General features: G+C 60.5%; 13 protein-coding genes. 4 read left to right on the plus strand and 9 right to left on the minus strand.

Annotation, left to right across the window (positions count from 1 at the left end; translation table 11 throughout):
• Positions 1-8: 8 nt before the first annotated feature.
• Together M5B99_RS04240 and M5B99_RS04245 are read right to left on the minus strand one after the other, a co-directional pair.
• Positions 9-1,244 (minus strand): hypothetical protein, encoded by a 1,236-nt coding sequence (locus M5B99_RS04240; protein ID WP_248802797.1) that lies wholly within the window; start codon positions 1,242-1,244, stop codon positions 9-11.
• Between the two features lie 195 nt (positions 1,245-1,439).
• Positions 1,440-3,329, minus strand: a complete 1,890-nt coding sequence (locus M5B99_RS04245) for an ATP-binding protein (RefSeq protein WP_248802798.1) — start codon at positions 3,327-3,329, stop codon at positions 1,440-1,442.
• A gap of 291 nt (positions 3,330-3,620) precedes the next feature.
• On the opposite strand from M5B99_RS04245, the gene M5B99_RS04250 reads away from it, so the two are divergent.
• Both M5B99_RS04250 and M5B99_RS04255 read left to right on the plus strand, forming a co-directional pair.
• A complete protein-coding gene (locus tag M5B99_RS04250; protein ID WP_248802799.1) occupies positions 3,621-3,836 on the plus strand; it encodes a tautomerase family protein in 216 nt (71 codons plus the stop codon).
• Between the two features lie 142 nt (positions 3,837-3,978).
• Positions 3,979-4,689: an SDR family NAD(P)-dependent oxidoreductase gene (locus M5B99_RS04255; RefSeq protein ID WP_248802800.1), complete on the plus strand. Its 711-nt coding sequence runs from the start codon at positions 3,979-3,981 to the stop codon at positions 4,687-4,689.
• A gap of 103 nt (positions 4,690-4,792) precedes the next feature.
• On the opposite strand, the gene M5B99_RS04260 is transcribed toward M5B99_RS04255, so the two are convergent.
• The 6 genes from M5B99_RS04260 to M5B99_RS04285 form a co-directional block, all read right to left on the minus strand.
• Positions 4,793-5,119 (minus strand): DUF6388 family protein, encoded by a 327-nt coding sequence (locus M5B99_RS04260; protein ID WP_248802801.1) that lies wholly within the window; start codon positions 5,117-5,119, stop codon positions 4,793-4,795.
• 519 nt (positions 5,120-5,638) lie between these two features.
• Complete coding sequence (locus M5B99_RS04265; RefSeq protein ID WP_248802970.1) at positions 5,639-6,703, minus strand: 2,3-butanediol dehydrogenase; 1,065 nt, start codon at positions 6,701-6,703, stop codon at positions 5,639-5,641.
• 85 nt (positions 6,704-6,788) lie between these two features.
• Entirely contained in the window at positions 6,789-7,901 is a 1,113-nt protein-coding gene (locus tag M5B99_RS04270) for an acetoin dehydrogenase dihydrolipoyllysine-residue acetyltransferase subunit (protein ID WP_248802802.1), read from the minus strand.
• Positions 7,901-8,917, minus strand: a complete 1,017-nt coding sequence (locus tag M5B99_RS04275) for an alpha-ketoacid dehydrogenase subunit beta (protein WP_248802803.1) — start codon at positions 8,915-8,917, stop codon at positions 7,901-7,903. Before M5B99_RS04275 ends, M5B99_RS04270 begins: the two co-directional genes overlap by 1 nt.
• Positions 8,918-8,949: 32 nt before the next feature.
• On the minus strand, positions 8,950-9,927 hold the full coding sequence (locus tag M5B99_RS04280) for a thiamine pyrophosphate-dependent dehydrogenase E1 component subunit alpha (RefSeq protein ID WP_248802804.1): 978 nt from the start codon (positions 9,925-9,927) through the stop codon (positions 8,950-8,952).
• Positions 9,905-11,005 carry an ATP-NAD kinase family protein gene (locus tag M5B99_RS04285; protein ID WP_248802805.1) on the minus strand — a complete coding sequence of 367 codons (1,101 nt, stop codon included), beginning with the start codon at positions 11,003-11,005 and terminating at the stop codon, positions 9,905-9,907. Before M5B99_RS04285 ends, M5B99_RS04280 begins: the two co-directional genes overlap by 23 nt.
• A 345-nt stretch (positions 11,006-11,350) precedes the next feature.
• Here M5B99_RS04285 and M5B99_RS04290 point away from each other — a divergent pair, with 345 nt between their 5' ends.
• Together M5B99_RS04290 and M5B99_RS04295 are read left to right on the plus strand one after the other, a co-directional pair.
• Positions 11,351-13,243: a sigma-54-dependent Fis family transcriptional regulator gene (locus M5B99_RS04290; RefSeq protein WP_248802806.1), complete on the plus strand. Its 1,893-nt coding sequence runs from the start codon at positions 11,351-11,353 to the stop codon at positions 13,241-13,243.
• Between the two features lie 222 nt (positions 13,244-13,465).
• Positions 13,466-14,008, plus strand: a complete 543-nt coding sequence (locus M5B99_RS04295) for an Hsp20/alpha crystallin family protein (RefSeq protein ID WP_248802971.1) — start codon at positions 13,466-13,468, stop codon at positions 14,006-14,008.
• A 159-nt stretch (positions 14,009-14,167) separates the two neighbouring features.
• Here M5B99_RS04295 and M5B99_RS04300 read toward each other — a convergent pair whose 3' ends face one another.
• On the minus strand, positions 14,168-14,422 hold the full coding sequence (locus tag M5B99_RS04300) for an Lpp/OprI family alanine-zipper lipoprotein (RefSeq protein WP_248802972.1): 255 nt from the start codon (positions 14,420-14,422) through the stop codon (positions 14,168-14,170).
• Between the last annotated feature and the right edge of the window lie 221 nt (positions 14,423-14,643).

Here is a 14,643-nt window from a genome sequence, read left to right on the forward strand (position 1 = left end):
CGGCGCCATCAGAAGACAAAATCGACAGCGAGGCTGATCAGGTTGAACGAACCTCCCGGTTCATAGCCCGGCTGGAGATTGATCAACGGGCCAATGGCGTTGCTGTTCAGGCGCGTGTAGTCGTACTGCAACTTGGCATCCATATTCTGCATGAAATCCCAGCGCATGCCGACGGACAGGGTGTGCTGGCCGCTGTTCGATACCAGCAGGGTGTTGAGCGCACTGTTGAGGTCGGTGGCGGCCCCCGCCAAGGCGGGCGGCAACGTCGAGGTGGGCAGGCCTGTGGTGGAGGTTTCGCTCACTGTCTTTGATCGCGCATAAGTGACATAGGGGGTGAACGCGTTGATCCTGTAGCCACTGCTGACATACCAGGCGCTCATCGCTCCGATGACCGAATGACTGTCGAAATGCCCCCATTCACCCATGACGAACCACCTGCCCGGGTCATAGATCGCCCCCACACCGACGAATTCAAAGGGCTTGTCCTTGGAATCATAGTGATCCGCGATAGCATTGCCCTCCTCGCCAAAGCCCCTGAAACTGTCGAAAAGTGGATTGAACGACTCTACGGTCAGGTGGGTTTTCTGGTAGGTGATGCGGGTGGTCAAGGCCCCGTATTCGGTCAAATTGGAAATGCCCCAGGCGTCCCGGCTCAAGGTCCTGCCCGTGTTGGCGGGCATGCGAAAATCGCCCTGGCCGACATTGCCCTGCACGGTATTGGTCAGATCCCCGAAGTGCAGCCGGTAGCTGAGGTCGACGCCATCGGTGCTGGTGACCGGTATCAGGCTATAGACCTCTCCCGGCGGGCGCACCCATGGCAGGGTGTATCCCACCTTTCGGCTATCGGAGAGCAGGAACGCCGGCTGCACTGTACGCCCGACACGCACGCTGAAATCGGGAGAAAACTGATACTTGAAGTTCGCCCACTCGACGGCGGGACGGTAGCTGTCATCGTAAAGCTGCTCCGAGATGACCTGTAGCACCGCCGAGAGCTGCGGGGTAAAGTTGGCGCTCACCTGCGCACCGATCAAGCTGTCGACATCGGCATCCCAGTTACGGGTGTGACCGGCACCGTTGGGTTTGTAGAAGCTGGAGGTGAAGTCGGCGTTTTTCTCGCTGGAGTGAACGATACCGACCGTACCGAAACTGCTGAGTGAAAACGTCGGCAGCGTGGCGTCATCGGCGTTGGCGCCGGAGACATACAACGTCATCACCGCCAGGGCCAGTCTGTTGAGTCTTGGCATCATGGGATCAACGCAGCCGTATCAGGGGAGCGAAGATATCCAGGCAGGCTTTCGCCCTGGAAAGAGTCCCGGGATTGACTGATGGGTTGCAGAAGAGGACTGCGGCCATTCGTTCTATTCCTTGTAACGTTGGCTCAATAGAATCCAGCGATGCCACGAACGAAATTGTAGACGACAAAACCCCGTACGCCCGGCTTATGCAAGCGCTGTCGGGGTCCAGGCCTTGAGGGGCAGCTCCAGGGTGAAGATCGCCCCTTGTCCCGGCCCGTCGCTGTGGACCTTCAAGACCCCGCCCATCTCCATGGCCGCCAGGATGCAACTGTGCAATCCAAAACCATGACCTTCCTTGCGTGTGGTGAATCCGTGGGCAAAAATCCGCGTCAGATTCTCCGCGGCAATACCCTCGCCATTGTCGATCACCTTGATGACCAGGGTCTGCTCCGGCAGCACCTCGGTATGCAGTGTAATCAGCGGAGGTCGGTCGGCAGGATTGTCCATCGCGCCGCCGGCATTTTTTATCAGGTTGACCAGGATCATCAGCAGGCGGTGCTTGTCCAGTTGCAAACCGGGCGTTTCGGCAAACTCTCTCACCACGGTGACCTGGCGGGCGGCGAGGTAGCTGGCATTCATGCGCAGCGCATCCTCTATCAACTGCGGGACCTGCACGGTCTCGGCGAAACTGGAGGCCCCTGAATAAGACTGCTGGGCCGCGACGATTTCCTTGATGTGATCGATGCTTTGGGTCAATTGCTCGAGTTCGTCGGCCATGCTCTTTTGTTCGACCGCCAAAGCGTCCACCAACTGGTTCAGATAGCCCGGCAGCAGCTTGCCTTTCTCGTCCTGGGAAATGAAATGCCCCAGGTCCGCGGCATGCGCGTTCATCAACTGCACCGCTTTGCTCAGCCCCAAGGCTTTGCTGGTGCGCAGCTTGCGGGTAATCACTTCGGCGGAGACATTCACGCTATTGAGCACATTGCCCACGTTATGCAGGACATTGGTGGCGATTTCCGCCATGCCTGCCTGGCGCGCAACGGCGACCAGTTGGGCCTGGGCTTCGGCCGTACGCAAGCGGCTTTGCGCGAGCTGCCAGCTCATCCGGCTCAGCAGGCCGACCAGCAACACCAGCAGCAGGCTGCCGCCGGTGGCCCGCCACAAATAGGTATGTGCCTGCCCGGTCACCGTTGCCAGTTGTTCTTCTTCGGACAACCCGACAATCACTGCCAGGGGCAGGTCATAGAGCTGGCGGGCGCTGGTGTAGCGGCGCACGCCGTCCCAGGTATTGGTTGCCAGCAGCGCCTGGGTGTCCTCGGTGTCCGGAACCAGCCCCGCATAATCGACGCTGTCGCCGGCCAGCAGCGAGTCCCCGCTACGCCGCACCCGGAAAATGCCGTCGGTGCCCAACAGGCCGAGTACGCCCCGGTCACCGAGTTTCGAGGCGTCATAACTGCTGACGAAATAGGCCGCGTCGACCTCGACCCTGGCGATGCCCGAGAACCTGCCGTCCGGCGCATTGAGGCGACGACTGAAGCGCAACCGCCATTCCCCGGTCAGCGGGTTTTTCCAGGGGTGGCTGATCAACAACGTATCGTTGTGCAGCAATGCCTGCTGCTCATCCGGGTCAGGGACAGTATCGGTTTCGTTGGCCCGTGTGCTTGCCACCAGACTGCCGTCCGGGTTGGCCACACTGACGTCAAACAACAGGGGCGGCGGCAACAACGCCCGCTCCTTGAGCCTGGGCAGTGGGTTACGCTCGCCCTCGGCCTCATAGGTATATTTGACCAGTTTGAGGGTTTGATCGATCTCGTGAACGGCACGCAGCATCTGTGCCTCGTAGGTGGCGCCGATCTCCAGGCTGGCCGTGGCCGCGCCGCGCTGTGCCCGCGCCAATTCACTGCTGATGAGGTACAGCGTTGTCGTCCAGATGACCAGCAACAGGCCAACCGCCAGCAAGGGAAACAGGATATAGGCTTCCCTGACCTGATCGAGCCCATGCCGAAAAAGACGGTGGGTACTCCTGGCAACGGCGTCTGCCAACCTGACTATACGAGGAGCCAACCCCAGTCCGTTTGGTCGTTGGATCGACATGCTCTGCTCCCTGCGTTGTACCAATACTCCAGGCTGGCCGGCATCCGACAGAATGGGGCTCAAGGAGATGACAGGTGCTCCTGATAGCGTCCGAGAGAATGAGATTCTCATCGGATCCGCTAAGAACTATAGATCACAAACCGGGTGAGCGAGCTCGATTGCCGAGCGCCAAACTCATTACACCATGTCATCAATAATGTTCCAAACCCCACCTTTATCCATCCATTACAAGCTAATAAATTGACCCCACTGCCTGCCATCATGCCGATGGCAGGTCACTGGAGACTTGTCATGCCTTTTGTCAGCGTGCGCATCACCCGTGACGGTGTCACCTCGGAGCAGAAAGCCCGGGTGATTGCCGAAATCACTGAAACCCTGCGACGGGTGCTCAACAAACGTCCGGACCTGACCCACATCGTGATCGAAGAAGTCGACACCGATAACTGGGGCTATGCCGGTATCAGCACCACCCAGTACCGCCAGCAACTGGGGCAAGCCCCGTCATGAGCGCGGATTTTTTTAGCGACGGCGAGAACCTGAGCGAGCGCGAAACCCTCCGAAGCCGGACTGGATGCTCAGGGAAATAGGCTCCGCTGCCGCTTGATTGATCACGCCCTACCCCATTTATTTGTCTATTCGAGGTTTCATCATGAGCAATACGAGAAAAGTCGTTGTAGTCACCGGCGCTTCCCAAGGTATCGGTGCTGCGCTGGTCAAGGCCTACCGTGATCTCGATTATCGGGTAGTCGCCACCGCCCGCTCGGTCAAGCCGTCCACTGATCCGGACATCCTTATCGTCGCCGGTGACATTGCCGACCCGGCTACCGCCGAGCGTGTCATCCGTGAAGGTGTTACCCGGTTTGGTCGCATCGACAGCCTGGTCAACAACGCCGGGATATTCGTCGCCAAGCCGTTCACCGCCTACACCCACGAAGACTACGTCAAGGTGCTGTCGGTGAACCTGAACGGGTTCTTCTACATTACCCAGTTGGCGATCACTGAAATGGAGAAACAAGGCAAGGGTCATATCGTCAACGTCACCACCAGCCTGGTGGATCATGCGATTGAAGGGGTGCCTTCGGTGCTGGCGTCGCTGACCAAGGGCGGGCTCAATTCGGCGACCAAGTCCCTGGCGATCGAATACGCCAAGCGCGGGATTCGGGTCAATGCGGTCAGCCCCGGGATCATCAAGACACCAATGCATGCTGAACAAACCCACCAAGCGCTGGGCAGCCTGCATCCGGTTGGGCGGATGGGGGAAATCAGCGACATCGTCCAGGCGATTGTCTACCTGGAGTCGGCCGGGTTTGTGATGGGTGAGATCCTGCACGTGGATGGTGGGCAGAGCGCCGGGCACTAGACCTTTGAGCTGAAGCCCGCCGGCAAGCGGGCTTTGCCATGGCCTGGAAAGGCTGATCAGATCTTGAACCTGGTCACCAGGGACGTGAAGAAAACCGCCACTCTTAAAATTCCAGACCATTGAGTTGACAGTAGACACTCCACTCTACATCGACCATTTCCGCCAATTCCTGATGGGCCTTTAGCCGCGACGCCAGTAGCTCACAAGGAGTGTCTGATTCCAGTATCAAAATCAACTCCCAGGTGGCAAGGCCGACTGCCACAGCCTCATCGTCGAGCAAGCGACCGATATGAAATATTTGATCGTCATCGAGCACGGCCCTGGAACTCACAGTCCTGACCTTCAGTTCCTGGAGTTTTTGATCAACCCAGGGGCGTTGAGCAATAAATTTCAAAATGGCTTTATGAGAAATATTATTCGGTCCGTACATATTCCAGGCTCACTCAAATGACGCATCCTTTCGAAAGTTTATTAAAAACCCTCTCTCACGCCACAGCGCGGCAAGGCCATTTGACTTGAAACTTCCCTGGATTCATGACCCACGATACACCGCCCCTTCATCTGAAGCTCAGGCAACTTCCTGCTGCTCCGGAGAATGATCCAGATAACGCATCGACGTCTAGAGAAAAATCAACAAAACCGGAGTTCATAATACAAATATTCACCCGGTCATATATTTCACAAACGATACAATCCATCCCATGACACGCCGCATCCAACACGCGAAAACTCATGTCAAAACAATGAATTCCGCAGGTTTGAATTAACGGTGCCTTGAAAAGAGGGGGATTTTCAGGTTGGCCGGCACCCAATAGATTGATGCGCCATAAGACTTTTGTAGACCATCCCGACAGCGGTTCACAGAGCGATGACAGGATCCAACCGACGGCGAAGAGGCATCAGGGCGATGACCGCCAACGGTCATCGCCAAGCGGTTCTTGTGGATGCTTCAGACGCGAGCGGGCGACACGATGATTTTCACATTGTGCTCCTTGTTATTCACCAACTCCTCGAAGCCCTGTCCAACGATCTGCTCCAGTTGAATACGCCCGGTGATCAGCGGCGTGATGTCGAGGCGACCGTCGGCGATAAAAGCGATGACATCAGCAAATTCACCGTTGTAGGCCAGTGCGCCGAGCACCTGCTTCTCGGTCGCGACCAGCTCGAAGAAATTGAATTGGCTGGGCTCCTCGAAAATACCCACCAGCACACACTTGCCGGCCTTGCGGATCAGGTCGATAGCAAGCTTGGCCGTGTGCTTGTTGCCGATGCACTCGAAACTGACATCCGCCCCCAGCCCGTTGGTCAGTCGCCGCACCTCAGCCAGGGCGTCGCACGCCTTGGGGTCGAGCACCTGGCTGGCGCCGACTTCCAACGCCTTGGCCTTGCGCGCGCCGGACATCTCCAGGGCAATGACCTGAGCCGCGCCCGCCGCCTTGGCGCACATGATGGTGCACAGACCGATGGTCCCCGCGCCCACCACCACGACATTTTTACCCAGCAGGCTGCCAGCCTTTTTCACCGCATGCATGCCCACCGCCAAGGGCTCGATCAGCGCCCCGGCTTCAGCGGGAAAATTGGCCGGCAATTTGTAAAGCAGGTTGGCCGGTACGTTGACCAACTCGGCGAACGCGCCATTGTTCATCAGACCGGTGAACGCCAGGTTTTCGCAAATGTTGTACAGCCCATGGGTGCAGTAATAACAGGTCCCGCAGTGCTGGCAGGCATCGGCGGCCACCGGTTCACCGACGCTGAAACCCTGGACGCCGGCACCGATTTCGACGATTTCGCCACAGAATTCATGGCCGAGAATGCACTGGCCCTTGATCCCGGTGAGCGGGTGCGGTGCGTCCACCGGAATGAACACCGGCCCGGCCACGTACTCGTGCAGGTCGGACCCGCAAATCCCGCACCACTGCACACGAATCTGCACCCAGCCGGCGGGCGGTGACACGGGCAGCGGAACGTCTTCGACGCGGATATCATTGCGGCCATGCCAGACAGCGGCACGCATGCTACGGAGCGGATGGGTTGAAAGTTTCATCGCACAATCTCCTTGAAAGCGTTGGCCCGGCCCCCACAAGGGGGCCGGGGACTTGTCAGTGCTGCTGCACAAAATCCAGGATCAACCGGTTGACCTGCTCGGCGGCCTCCATCTGCACCATGTGGGCCTGTCCCGGGAGGATCTCGATCCGGGCCGTCAGCCCCTCGCCGTGGACCGCCGGAATGATCGCGTCATCACTGCCCCAGATCAGCAGCACCGGCTGCCGGCCTTCCTGCACCACACCGCGTAGATCCTGCGTTTGCCGGCCATCGGGAAACAGCTTGGCAACCAGCAAGCGCAGGGCTGCATCCACCCCCTCCAGGCGCTTGTACTTGAGCATGTCTTCCAGCATCTGCCGATTGACCATCTGCGCATTCGAGAACAGCTGTACCAGCGACGGCTTGAGGGCATTGCGGCTGGCCGCCTCGACAAAGCCTTGCAGGTACTCATCATTGATATGCTCTCCCAGGCCGGCGCTGCCGATCAGTGTCAGGGAACGCACCCGCTGCGGTGCCAGGCGTGCGGTGTTCAGCGATATGGCACCGCCCATGGAGTGCCCGACCAGATGCACCACCGGGATCTGCAGATGGTCGAGCAGCGCCAGCAACACTCCACTCAGTTCATCGAGGTCGCCACGCTGCAGCTGTTTGCTCGACTCGCCATGACCCGGCAGGTCGAGGGCAATCACCCGGCGCCCGGCGGCCAATGCCTCGTGATTGAACAACCAGTTGTTCAGATCACCGCCAAACCCGTGCACCAGCAGCAACGGCTCGCCACCCTCGCCACGTTCGAAGAAGCGGATCAGCCGCCCGTCCAGCTCGACCTTTTGCGGTCTGGGTCCACCGTCTTGCTCAGCGGCATCGGCCGGCACAAACATGGCCTGGAACTGCTCGACCACCGCATCGATCTCCGTCTCGCTGGCTTCGCCTTCGACCACAATGCCAAGCAAGGCGCCGACGGCGAGCGTCTCATCCTGGCGCGCGATCTGCCGACGCAGCACGCCGGAAAACGGCGCCTCGACGCTGCTGGAAATCTTGTCGGTTTCCACATCCAGCACTTCGTCGCCCTTGTCGATCGCCTGCCCCTCCTCCTTGAGCCAGACATCGACACGGCCCTCGGTCATGGACAAGCCCCACTTGGGCATGGTCAGGGTATGGATCCGGCTCATCAGCGCTTGCTCCATTCGATCACTTTGAGCACGGCGTTTTCGATCTTGGCCGCGTCAGGGATGTAGAGGTCTTCCAGGGCATCGGAGAACGGTACCGGTGTATGCGGCGCGGTGACCATTTCAATCGGTGCCTTGAGCCAGGCAAAGGCCTTTTGCGCAACCAGCGCCGAGATATCGGTGGCCATGGAGCATCGGGGGTTGGCTTCGTCGATCACCACCAGGCGCCCGGTCTTTTCCACGCTTTCAAGAATGCTGTCTTCATCCAGCGGGCTGGTGCTGCGCAGATCGATGACCTCGCAGTCGATGCCGCGCCCGGCCAGGCTGCGGGCGGCGTCCATTGCCGTGTTGACCGTGCGCCCGTAGGAGACCAGGGTCACGTCCTTGCCATCGCGCAGGAAGTTGGCCTCGCCGAACGGGATGCCATAGAGCTCTTCCGGCACCTCGCCCTGCATGCTGTAGAGCAGTTTGTGTTCGCAGAAAATCACCGGGTCATTGTCGCGGATAGCCTGGATCAGCAGGCCCTTGGCGTCATAGGGTGAGGACGGACAGACGACTTTCAGGCCAGGAATGTGGGTCCACAGCGAGGTGAGCATCTGCGAGTGCTGGGCGGCCGCGCGCAGGCCCGCGCCGACCATGGTGCGAATCACCAACGGTGTGGAGGCCTTGCCGCCGAACATGTAGCGAAACTTGGCCGCTTGATTGAGGATCTGGTCCAGGCAGCAACCGGCAAAGTCGACAAACATCAACTCACACACCGGGCGCACGCCACAGGTCGCCGCGCCTACCGCGGCACCGACATAGCCCAGCTCCGACAGTGGCGTGTCCAGCACGCGCCCGGGGAATTGATGATAGAGGCCCTTGGTCACCCCCAGCACCCCGCCCCAGGCGTCGTTTTCACCGGGTGCACCGGCACCGCCGGCGACATCTTCGCCCATGATGAACACGCTGGGATCGCGGCGCATCTCCTGGGCCAGGGCTTCGTTGATTGCCTGCTGATAGCTGATTTTTCTCGCCATGATGATGGTCTCGATTCTTGTTATAGGGGTGTTCAGGGGTAGGAGACGTAGACGTCGGTGAGCAAGTCGGCCGCGCTCGGCTTGGGGTCGGATTTGGCCTTGCGCACGGCGTTTTCGATCAGTTGCCCGACCTCGCCATCGATGTCGTCCAGCTGGCCGGAATCGACCAGCCCGGTGCGGGTGGTTCGCTCGCGGAACTGCATCAGGCAATCGTTGTGCTCACGGAAATACTTGACCTCGTCCGTCCCCCGGTAAGTCTGGGCGTCGCCCTCGAAGTGGCCGTAGTAGCGGGTCAGCTTGACCTCGATCAGCGAAGGTCCCTCGCCTGCCCGGGCTCGCTCGACGGCGGCACCGGCGGCTTCGTGAACGGCGAAGAAGTCGAAGCCGTCTACCGTGACCCCGGGCATGCCAAAACCGGCGGCGCGGTCGGCAATGTGGTCGCAGGCCACCGACCAGTTGGAGGCAGTGGCCTCGGCATAGCCGTTGTTCTCGGCAATGAACAGGCAGGGCAGGTTCCATACCGAGGCCATGTTCATCGCCTCGAACACCGCGCCTTCGTTGGAGCCGCCGTCGCCAAAGAACACCACGGCGACAGCGTCGGTCCCCTTGAGCCGGGCGGCCAGCGCCGCCCCCACCACCAGCGGCGCACCGGCACCGACAATGCCGTTGGCGCCGAGCATGCCTTTCTCGAAATCGGCGATGTGCATGGAGCCGCCCTTGCCCTGGCAGACCCCGGTTTTCTTGCCGTAGATCTCGGCCATCATCCCGTGCACATCAACGCCCTTGGCGATGCAATGACCATGACCACGGTGGTTGGAAGCAATGCAGTCATCATCCCGCAGGTGCGCCATGACCCCGGCGGCCGAAGCCTCTTCACCGGCATAAAGATGGACGAAGCCGGGAATTTCGCCGGTGGCGAACTCCACATGCAGGCGCTCTTCAAAGACGCGGATGGTGCGCATCACCCGGTAGGCGTGGAGCAATTGTTCAGCGTTCAGCGGTGTCGACATTTTTATTCTCCAGGGTGTCTTGGGACTCAAGGTTCAGAGGGTGTTGCGGATGCTCGCGGCCGATGGCCAGCAGCCGCTGGCGGGCGGCATGGGCCAGGGCCGCCGGCACGTCGATGCTCAGCGGCCCGCCGGCGTCGAGGGTCACGCTGGGACGGTCGAAGGCGTTGAATTCGATTTCCCGCTCGCCATCCAGAGCGAGGGTGCCGCTGCTCAGGCACAGGTGGTGGGCGACCCCGGGCTCGAGGCTGCCGGCGGCGAGGACACCGCAGCCTTGCAGCAAGCCCGGTGCCAGTGGCACCAGCAGGGCATCGGGGGCGTGCGGATCAAGACGCATCCAGGCACCGCCCGGGGCTTGGCGCGAGACCGGAAACCACAGGCCACAGAGGGCCGAGATGCCAATGGACTGGGGTTCGGCAAAGGTCACGAACACCTCGGCCAGATCGATTGCGCGACTGATTGCCCGGGCCCCGACAAAGGCCAGCGAGGACACAGCCACATCCACCAGCGCCACTTCGCAAAGGCCGCGACTCGGCACCTGCACCCGCAGGCGCTTGTTGCGACGCAAGGCAATCTCGGGAGGAATCCGCCCACTGGCGAACAGCCCCCCGGCCAATCCGGCGCTGGTGGCTTCACGCAGTTCCGGGAAGGCATTGTTGGTTCCGGTGGACAGGGTCAACAGTGGAATGTCGCCGACCTCGGCCGCCACCGCCTTGTGGGTGCCGTCACCACCGAGCACGGCGATCAGCGACACACCGCGTTCCGCCATCCAGCGTGCGGCCTGGCGGGTGTCGGCCACGCTCTGGCGCAAGGTGAGGTCGAGGAACTCCAGCGTCGGCCAGTGGCTGTCGCGAGCCTGGCGGCCATGGCTGTTCCTCTGCACCGCCGCGGCGATACCGGTCATGTCGGTGGGCATCAGCACCCGCTCGACACCGGTAGCGCCAAACGCCGCCAGCAACCGCTGGATCACCGAGACCTTGTCGGTGCTGGAAAACAGCCCGGCATTCGCCGTCAGCCGGCGGACATCCCGACCGGACGCCGGGTTGGCAATGATGCCGACTGTCAGCGGCACGCGACTCATGTTGCCACCGCGGGTGGAACGGGGAATGGGTCTCGGAAGGAGGACATGGGGCACCTCTTTTTATTATCGGGTTGCCAGTCACACTGGTTGCAAGGGGTAGAGCAAGGCCGGTGCCAGGTCCGCGAAAACCTGCGAAGATGGCTGTTCCAGAGCGCTTTTCAAGGGCTGTTCGGCTGTTCGGAAGCAGCCTCGCTTGAGACGCTCCCTATCAGCCGGCAAGGGCTGGCGCAGAGACCGTGAGACGTCGCGTCTCATCGGCGGCGTTGATGAACCTGCGCTTGTCGCCCCGCCATGAACGGCGCTTAATAGCCGCACAACTACAAGAAGCTGGATCCGGAGGCCCTAATGCTTTGCGCACATTCAAAGGCGCATGTGGATTGCGTCAGCCGTGTTCTGAAAAACGCCGCGCACCTGCCGCAGCTGCCGGTGTCGGACCTGATACTCGATTCCTGGCGCCGCTCCATGGAGCAACACCATCTGGACCCGGGCTCGTTGCAAGGGCCGCGGATCCTTTCGCAGAGCCTGCTGCGCGAGTGCCGCGAGCGCTCCGAGCTGTTCCTGCGCATCGCCAGTGAAGAGGTCGCCCGCCTCCACGGCCGCGTGCGTGCCGCCGACTACTGCGTGCTACTCACTGACGCCCAAGGCCGGACCATCGACTACCGCGTGGAAAGCGCGATCCGCAACGACTGCCGCAAAGCCGGCCTGTATCTGGGCACCTGTTGGTCGGAGGGCGAGGAAGGTACCTGTGGCGTCGCCGCGGTACTGACCGCGCGGACACCGATCACAGTGCACAAGCGTGATCACTTCCGCGCGGCGTTTATTGGACTCACCTGCTCTGCCGCGCCGGTCTTCGATCCTCGCGGCGAACTGCTCGGGGTACTCGACGTTTCGGCGGTACGCTCACCCGACGACCGGCGCTCGCAACACCTGATCCGCCAGATGGTGGTACAGAGCGCAGAGGAAATAGAGCAAGCCTTTTTCATGAGCAGCGCTCAGGGGTACTGGGTGCTGCGGGCCCACCACAGCCCGGGCTACGTCGACAGCCACCCCGACTACCTGTTCGCCTGGGACGATGACGGCCAGTTGCAGGCACTGAACCCCGCAGCGCGACAATGGCTGCTGCATAGCTTCGGCCAACTACCGGAACATATCGGGCAGGTATTCGAACAGCGGTTGTTGCATCGCGCCAGAGACGGCGCGCTCTGCCTGCTGCACTGTCACAGCGACGATCATGTCGTGCATGGACGGCTCAGCGCGCCACGTCGGGCAAAACCTCATGCCTCGCGTCTGCTGCCGCCCGCCACCGAACTCGACCCGAGACTGGCAGAAAGCCTGCGCCTGGCAATCCGGGTCAAGGACCGCAACTTGCCGATTCTGATCCAAGGCGAGACTGGCTCCGGCAAGGAAGTCTTCGCCCGCCAGTTGCATCGGGCCAGTCTTCGCCGTGAACAGCCCTTTATCGCGGTGAATTGCGCGGCAATTCCCGAAAGCCTGATTGAAAGCGAGCTGTTCGGTTATGTGGCCGGAGCCTTTACCGGTGCGTCGAGCAAGGGCATGCAAGGACTCCTGGAACAAGCCGATGGCGGCACGCTGTTTCTCGATGAAATCGGCGATATGCCGTTGGCCCTGCAAACCCGGCTGCTCAGGGTACTGGCCGAAGGCGAAGTGTCGCCCCTGGGGGCGTCACGCAGCAAAGCGATTGACATTCAGGTCGTCTGTGCGAGCCATCGCGGTCTGGAAGACTTGGTGCAGGCTGGCGCGTTTCGCGAGGATCTGTACTTTCGTCTCAGTGGCGCACGTTTCCAGTTGCCCCCCTTGCGTGAGCGCAGTGATCGGCTGGCCTTGATCAACCAGATACTCGATGAAGAAGCACGAGCCTGCGGGGTATCGATGCGACTGGGGGTCAGCGCACTGGAGTGTCTGCTCGGTTACCGCTGGCCGGGCAATGTGCGCGAGCTGCGTCATGTGCTGCGCTACGCCTGCGCAGTGTGCGAGAGCGACCTGATTGTGTTGAGCGACCTGCCCGGGCAACTGCTGGGTGGCGGCCCCGATGTTCCGGCAACCGATGGCGCGGTGGAGCCCTGCGCCAGTCCGGAACGTCAGGCACTTATCGATGCCCTCGTGCGTCATCGCTGGAAACCCATCGCCGCGGCCAAGGCCCTGGGTATCTCCCGGGCAACGCTGTACCGACGGGTGCAGCAACATGCCATCGATATGCCCGGCAGAGGTCTGGGGTAAACCCCATCAACATCTGTTTGCCCTCTGTGTGATCTAAATCAAGCACGTCGAACGCCTTCACGGGGACAGTAAGTAGCCGTGTCCCCACGGTTCCGTATCGATTGGAAGTCGCGGTCGGGAAAACCGACCTTGTCAGGACTGTCGAATCGATCCCGCTTTGCCGGGCGAGACAAGCGACCTGGACGCTTGCCCAGCCAGGCTCACCCAAGAGGAGATGTGACGATGGCTAATTCCGTGAAAAAAATGCCGCTGCAGACCGAAGACAAGGCCAGCCACCACCCGGTAACCACTGACCTGTGGCGCCCTCTGGAAAAACTGCGGCAACAAGTGGATCACCTGTTTGAAGACTTCACCCATGGCTCCGGACTGCCCTCCTTTGGACGTGGCCTGTTCGATGTGGAGCCGTTCTGGCGTCGGGAACTGATTACTCACGCAATGCCGGCCGTGGATATCGTCGAGAAAGACAAGAGCTTCGAAATCACTGCGGAACTCCCCGGCATGGATCAGAAAAATATTGAAATCAAACTGTCCAATGGCAGCTTGATCATCAAAGGGGAGAAGAAAGAGGACAAGGAAGAAAAGCGCAAGGGTTATCACATGACCGAACGCCATTACGGCAGCTTCGAGCGTGTCTTCAACCTGCCGACCTCCGTCGAGGCGGAAAAGATCGAAGCCCACTTCAGTAAAGGTGTATTGAACATTTCCTTGCCGAAGAAAGCCGAAGCCATGAAGGCGGAAAAAGTCGTACCAATCAAAGGCGACTGACTGGGTAAGTACTTTGCCCCTGCCGGAATGCCGGCAGGGGCTTTTTACTGCTCGCCAATCGGCTGATAGCCCCGTTTTTCGAACCGGATGCACCACGATCGACCAGGACTGTAGAGCAGAGCGGCAACCCAGCCTCCCTGGCCGGATTGCAAAACCGCCTTACTTGCGGACGGCTTTTTCCAGCATGCGGTTGGCCCGTTCATTGGCCTCGTCAGCCGTGCGTTGCGCCTGAGCGGCGGCGGCCATCGCCTGGTCGGCCTTCGCATAAGCTTCATCAGCCTTCGAGCGGGCCGACGCGGCATTGCTTTGCGCGGAATCCAGACGCGCATCCATTTCACGAACATGTTGCTGGCTGCAACCGGCGGTCGCCGCCAGCATGACACCCAGTACCGCAACAGATAGGAACTTGTTCATGGTATTGCCCTCGATGAAGTGCACTTGAAAAACCAGAATGTCCGGAAAGTATCGGGGCTTGAAAAAACGGAACGCTGATCTTTATCAACTAACGGTACGAACGCCTGATTCGAGCCTTCGCCACCAGGACAGCCCCCGCGGACTACAGATCCAGGCATTGTTGATATAACTCAATGATTTCCCGGCCCTACAGCGTAAAAAAAACAGGTGTGACCGGCCTG

The organism is Pseudomonas sp. MWU13-2100, assembly GCF_023242365.1.
Taxonomy (GTDB): Bacteria; Pseudomonadota; Gammaproteobacteria; order Pseudomonadales; family Pseudomonadaceae; genus Aquipseudomonas.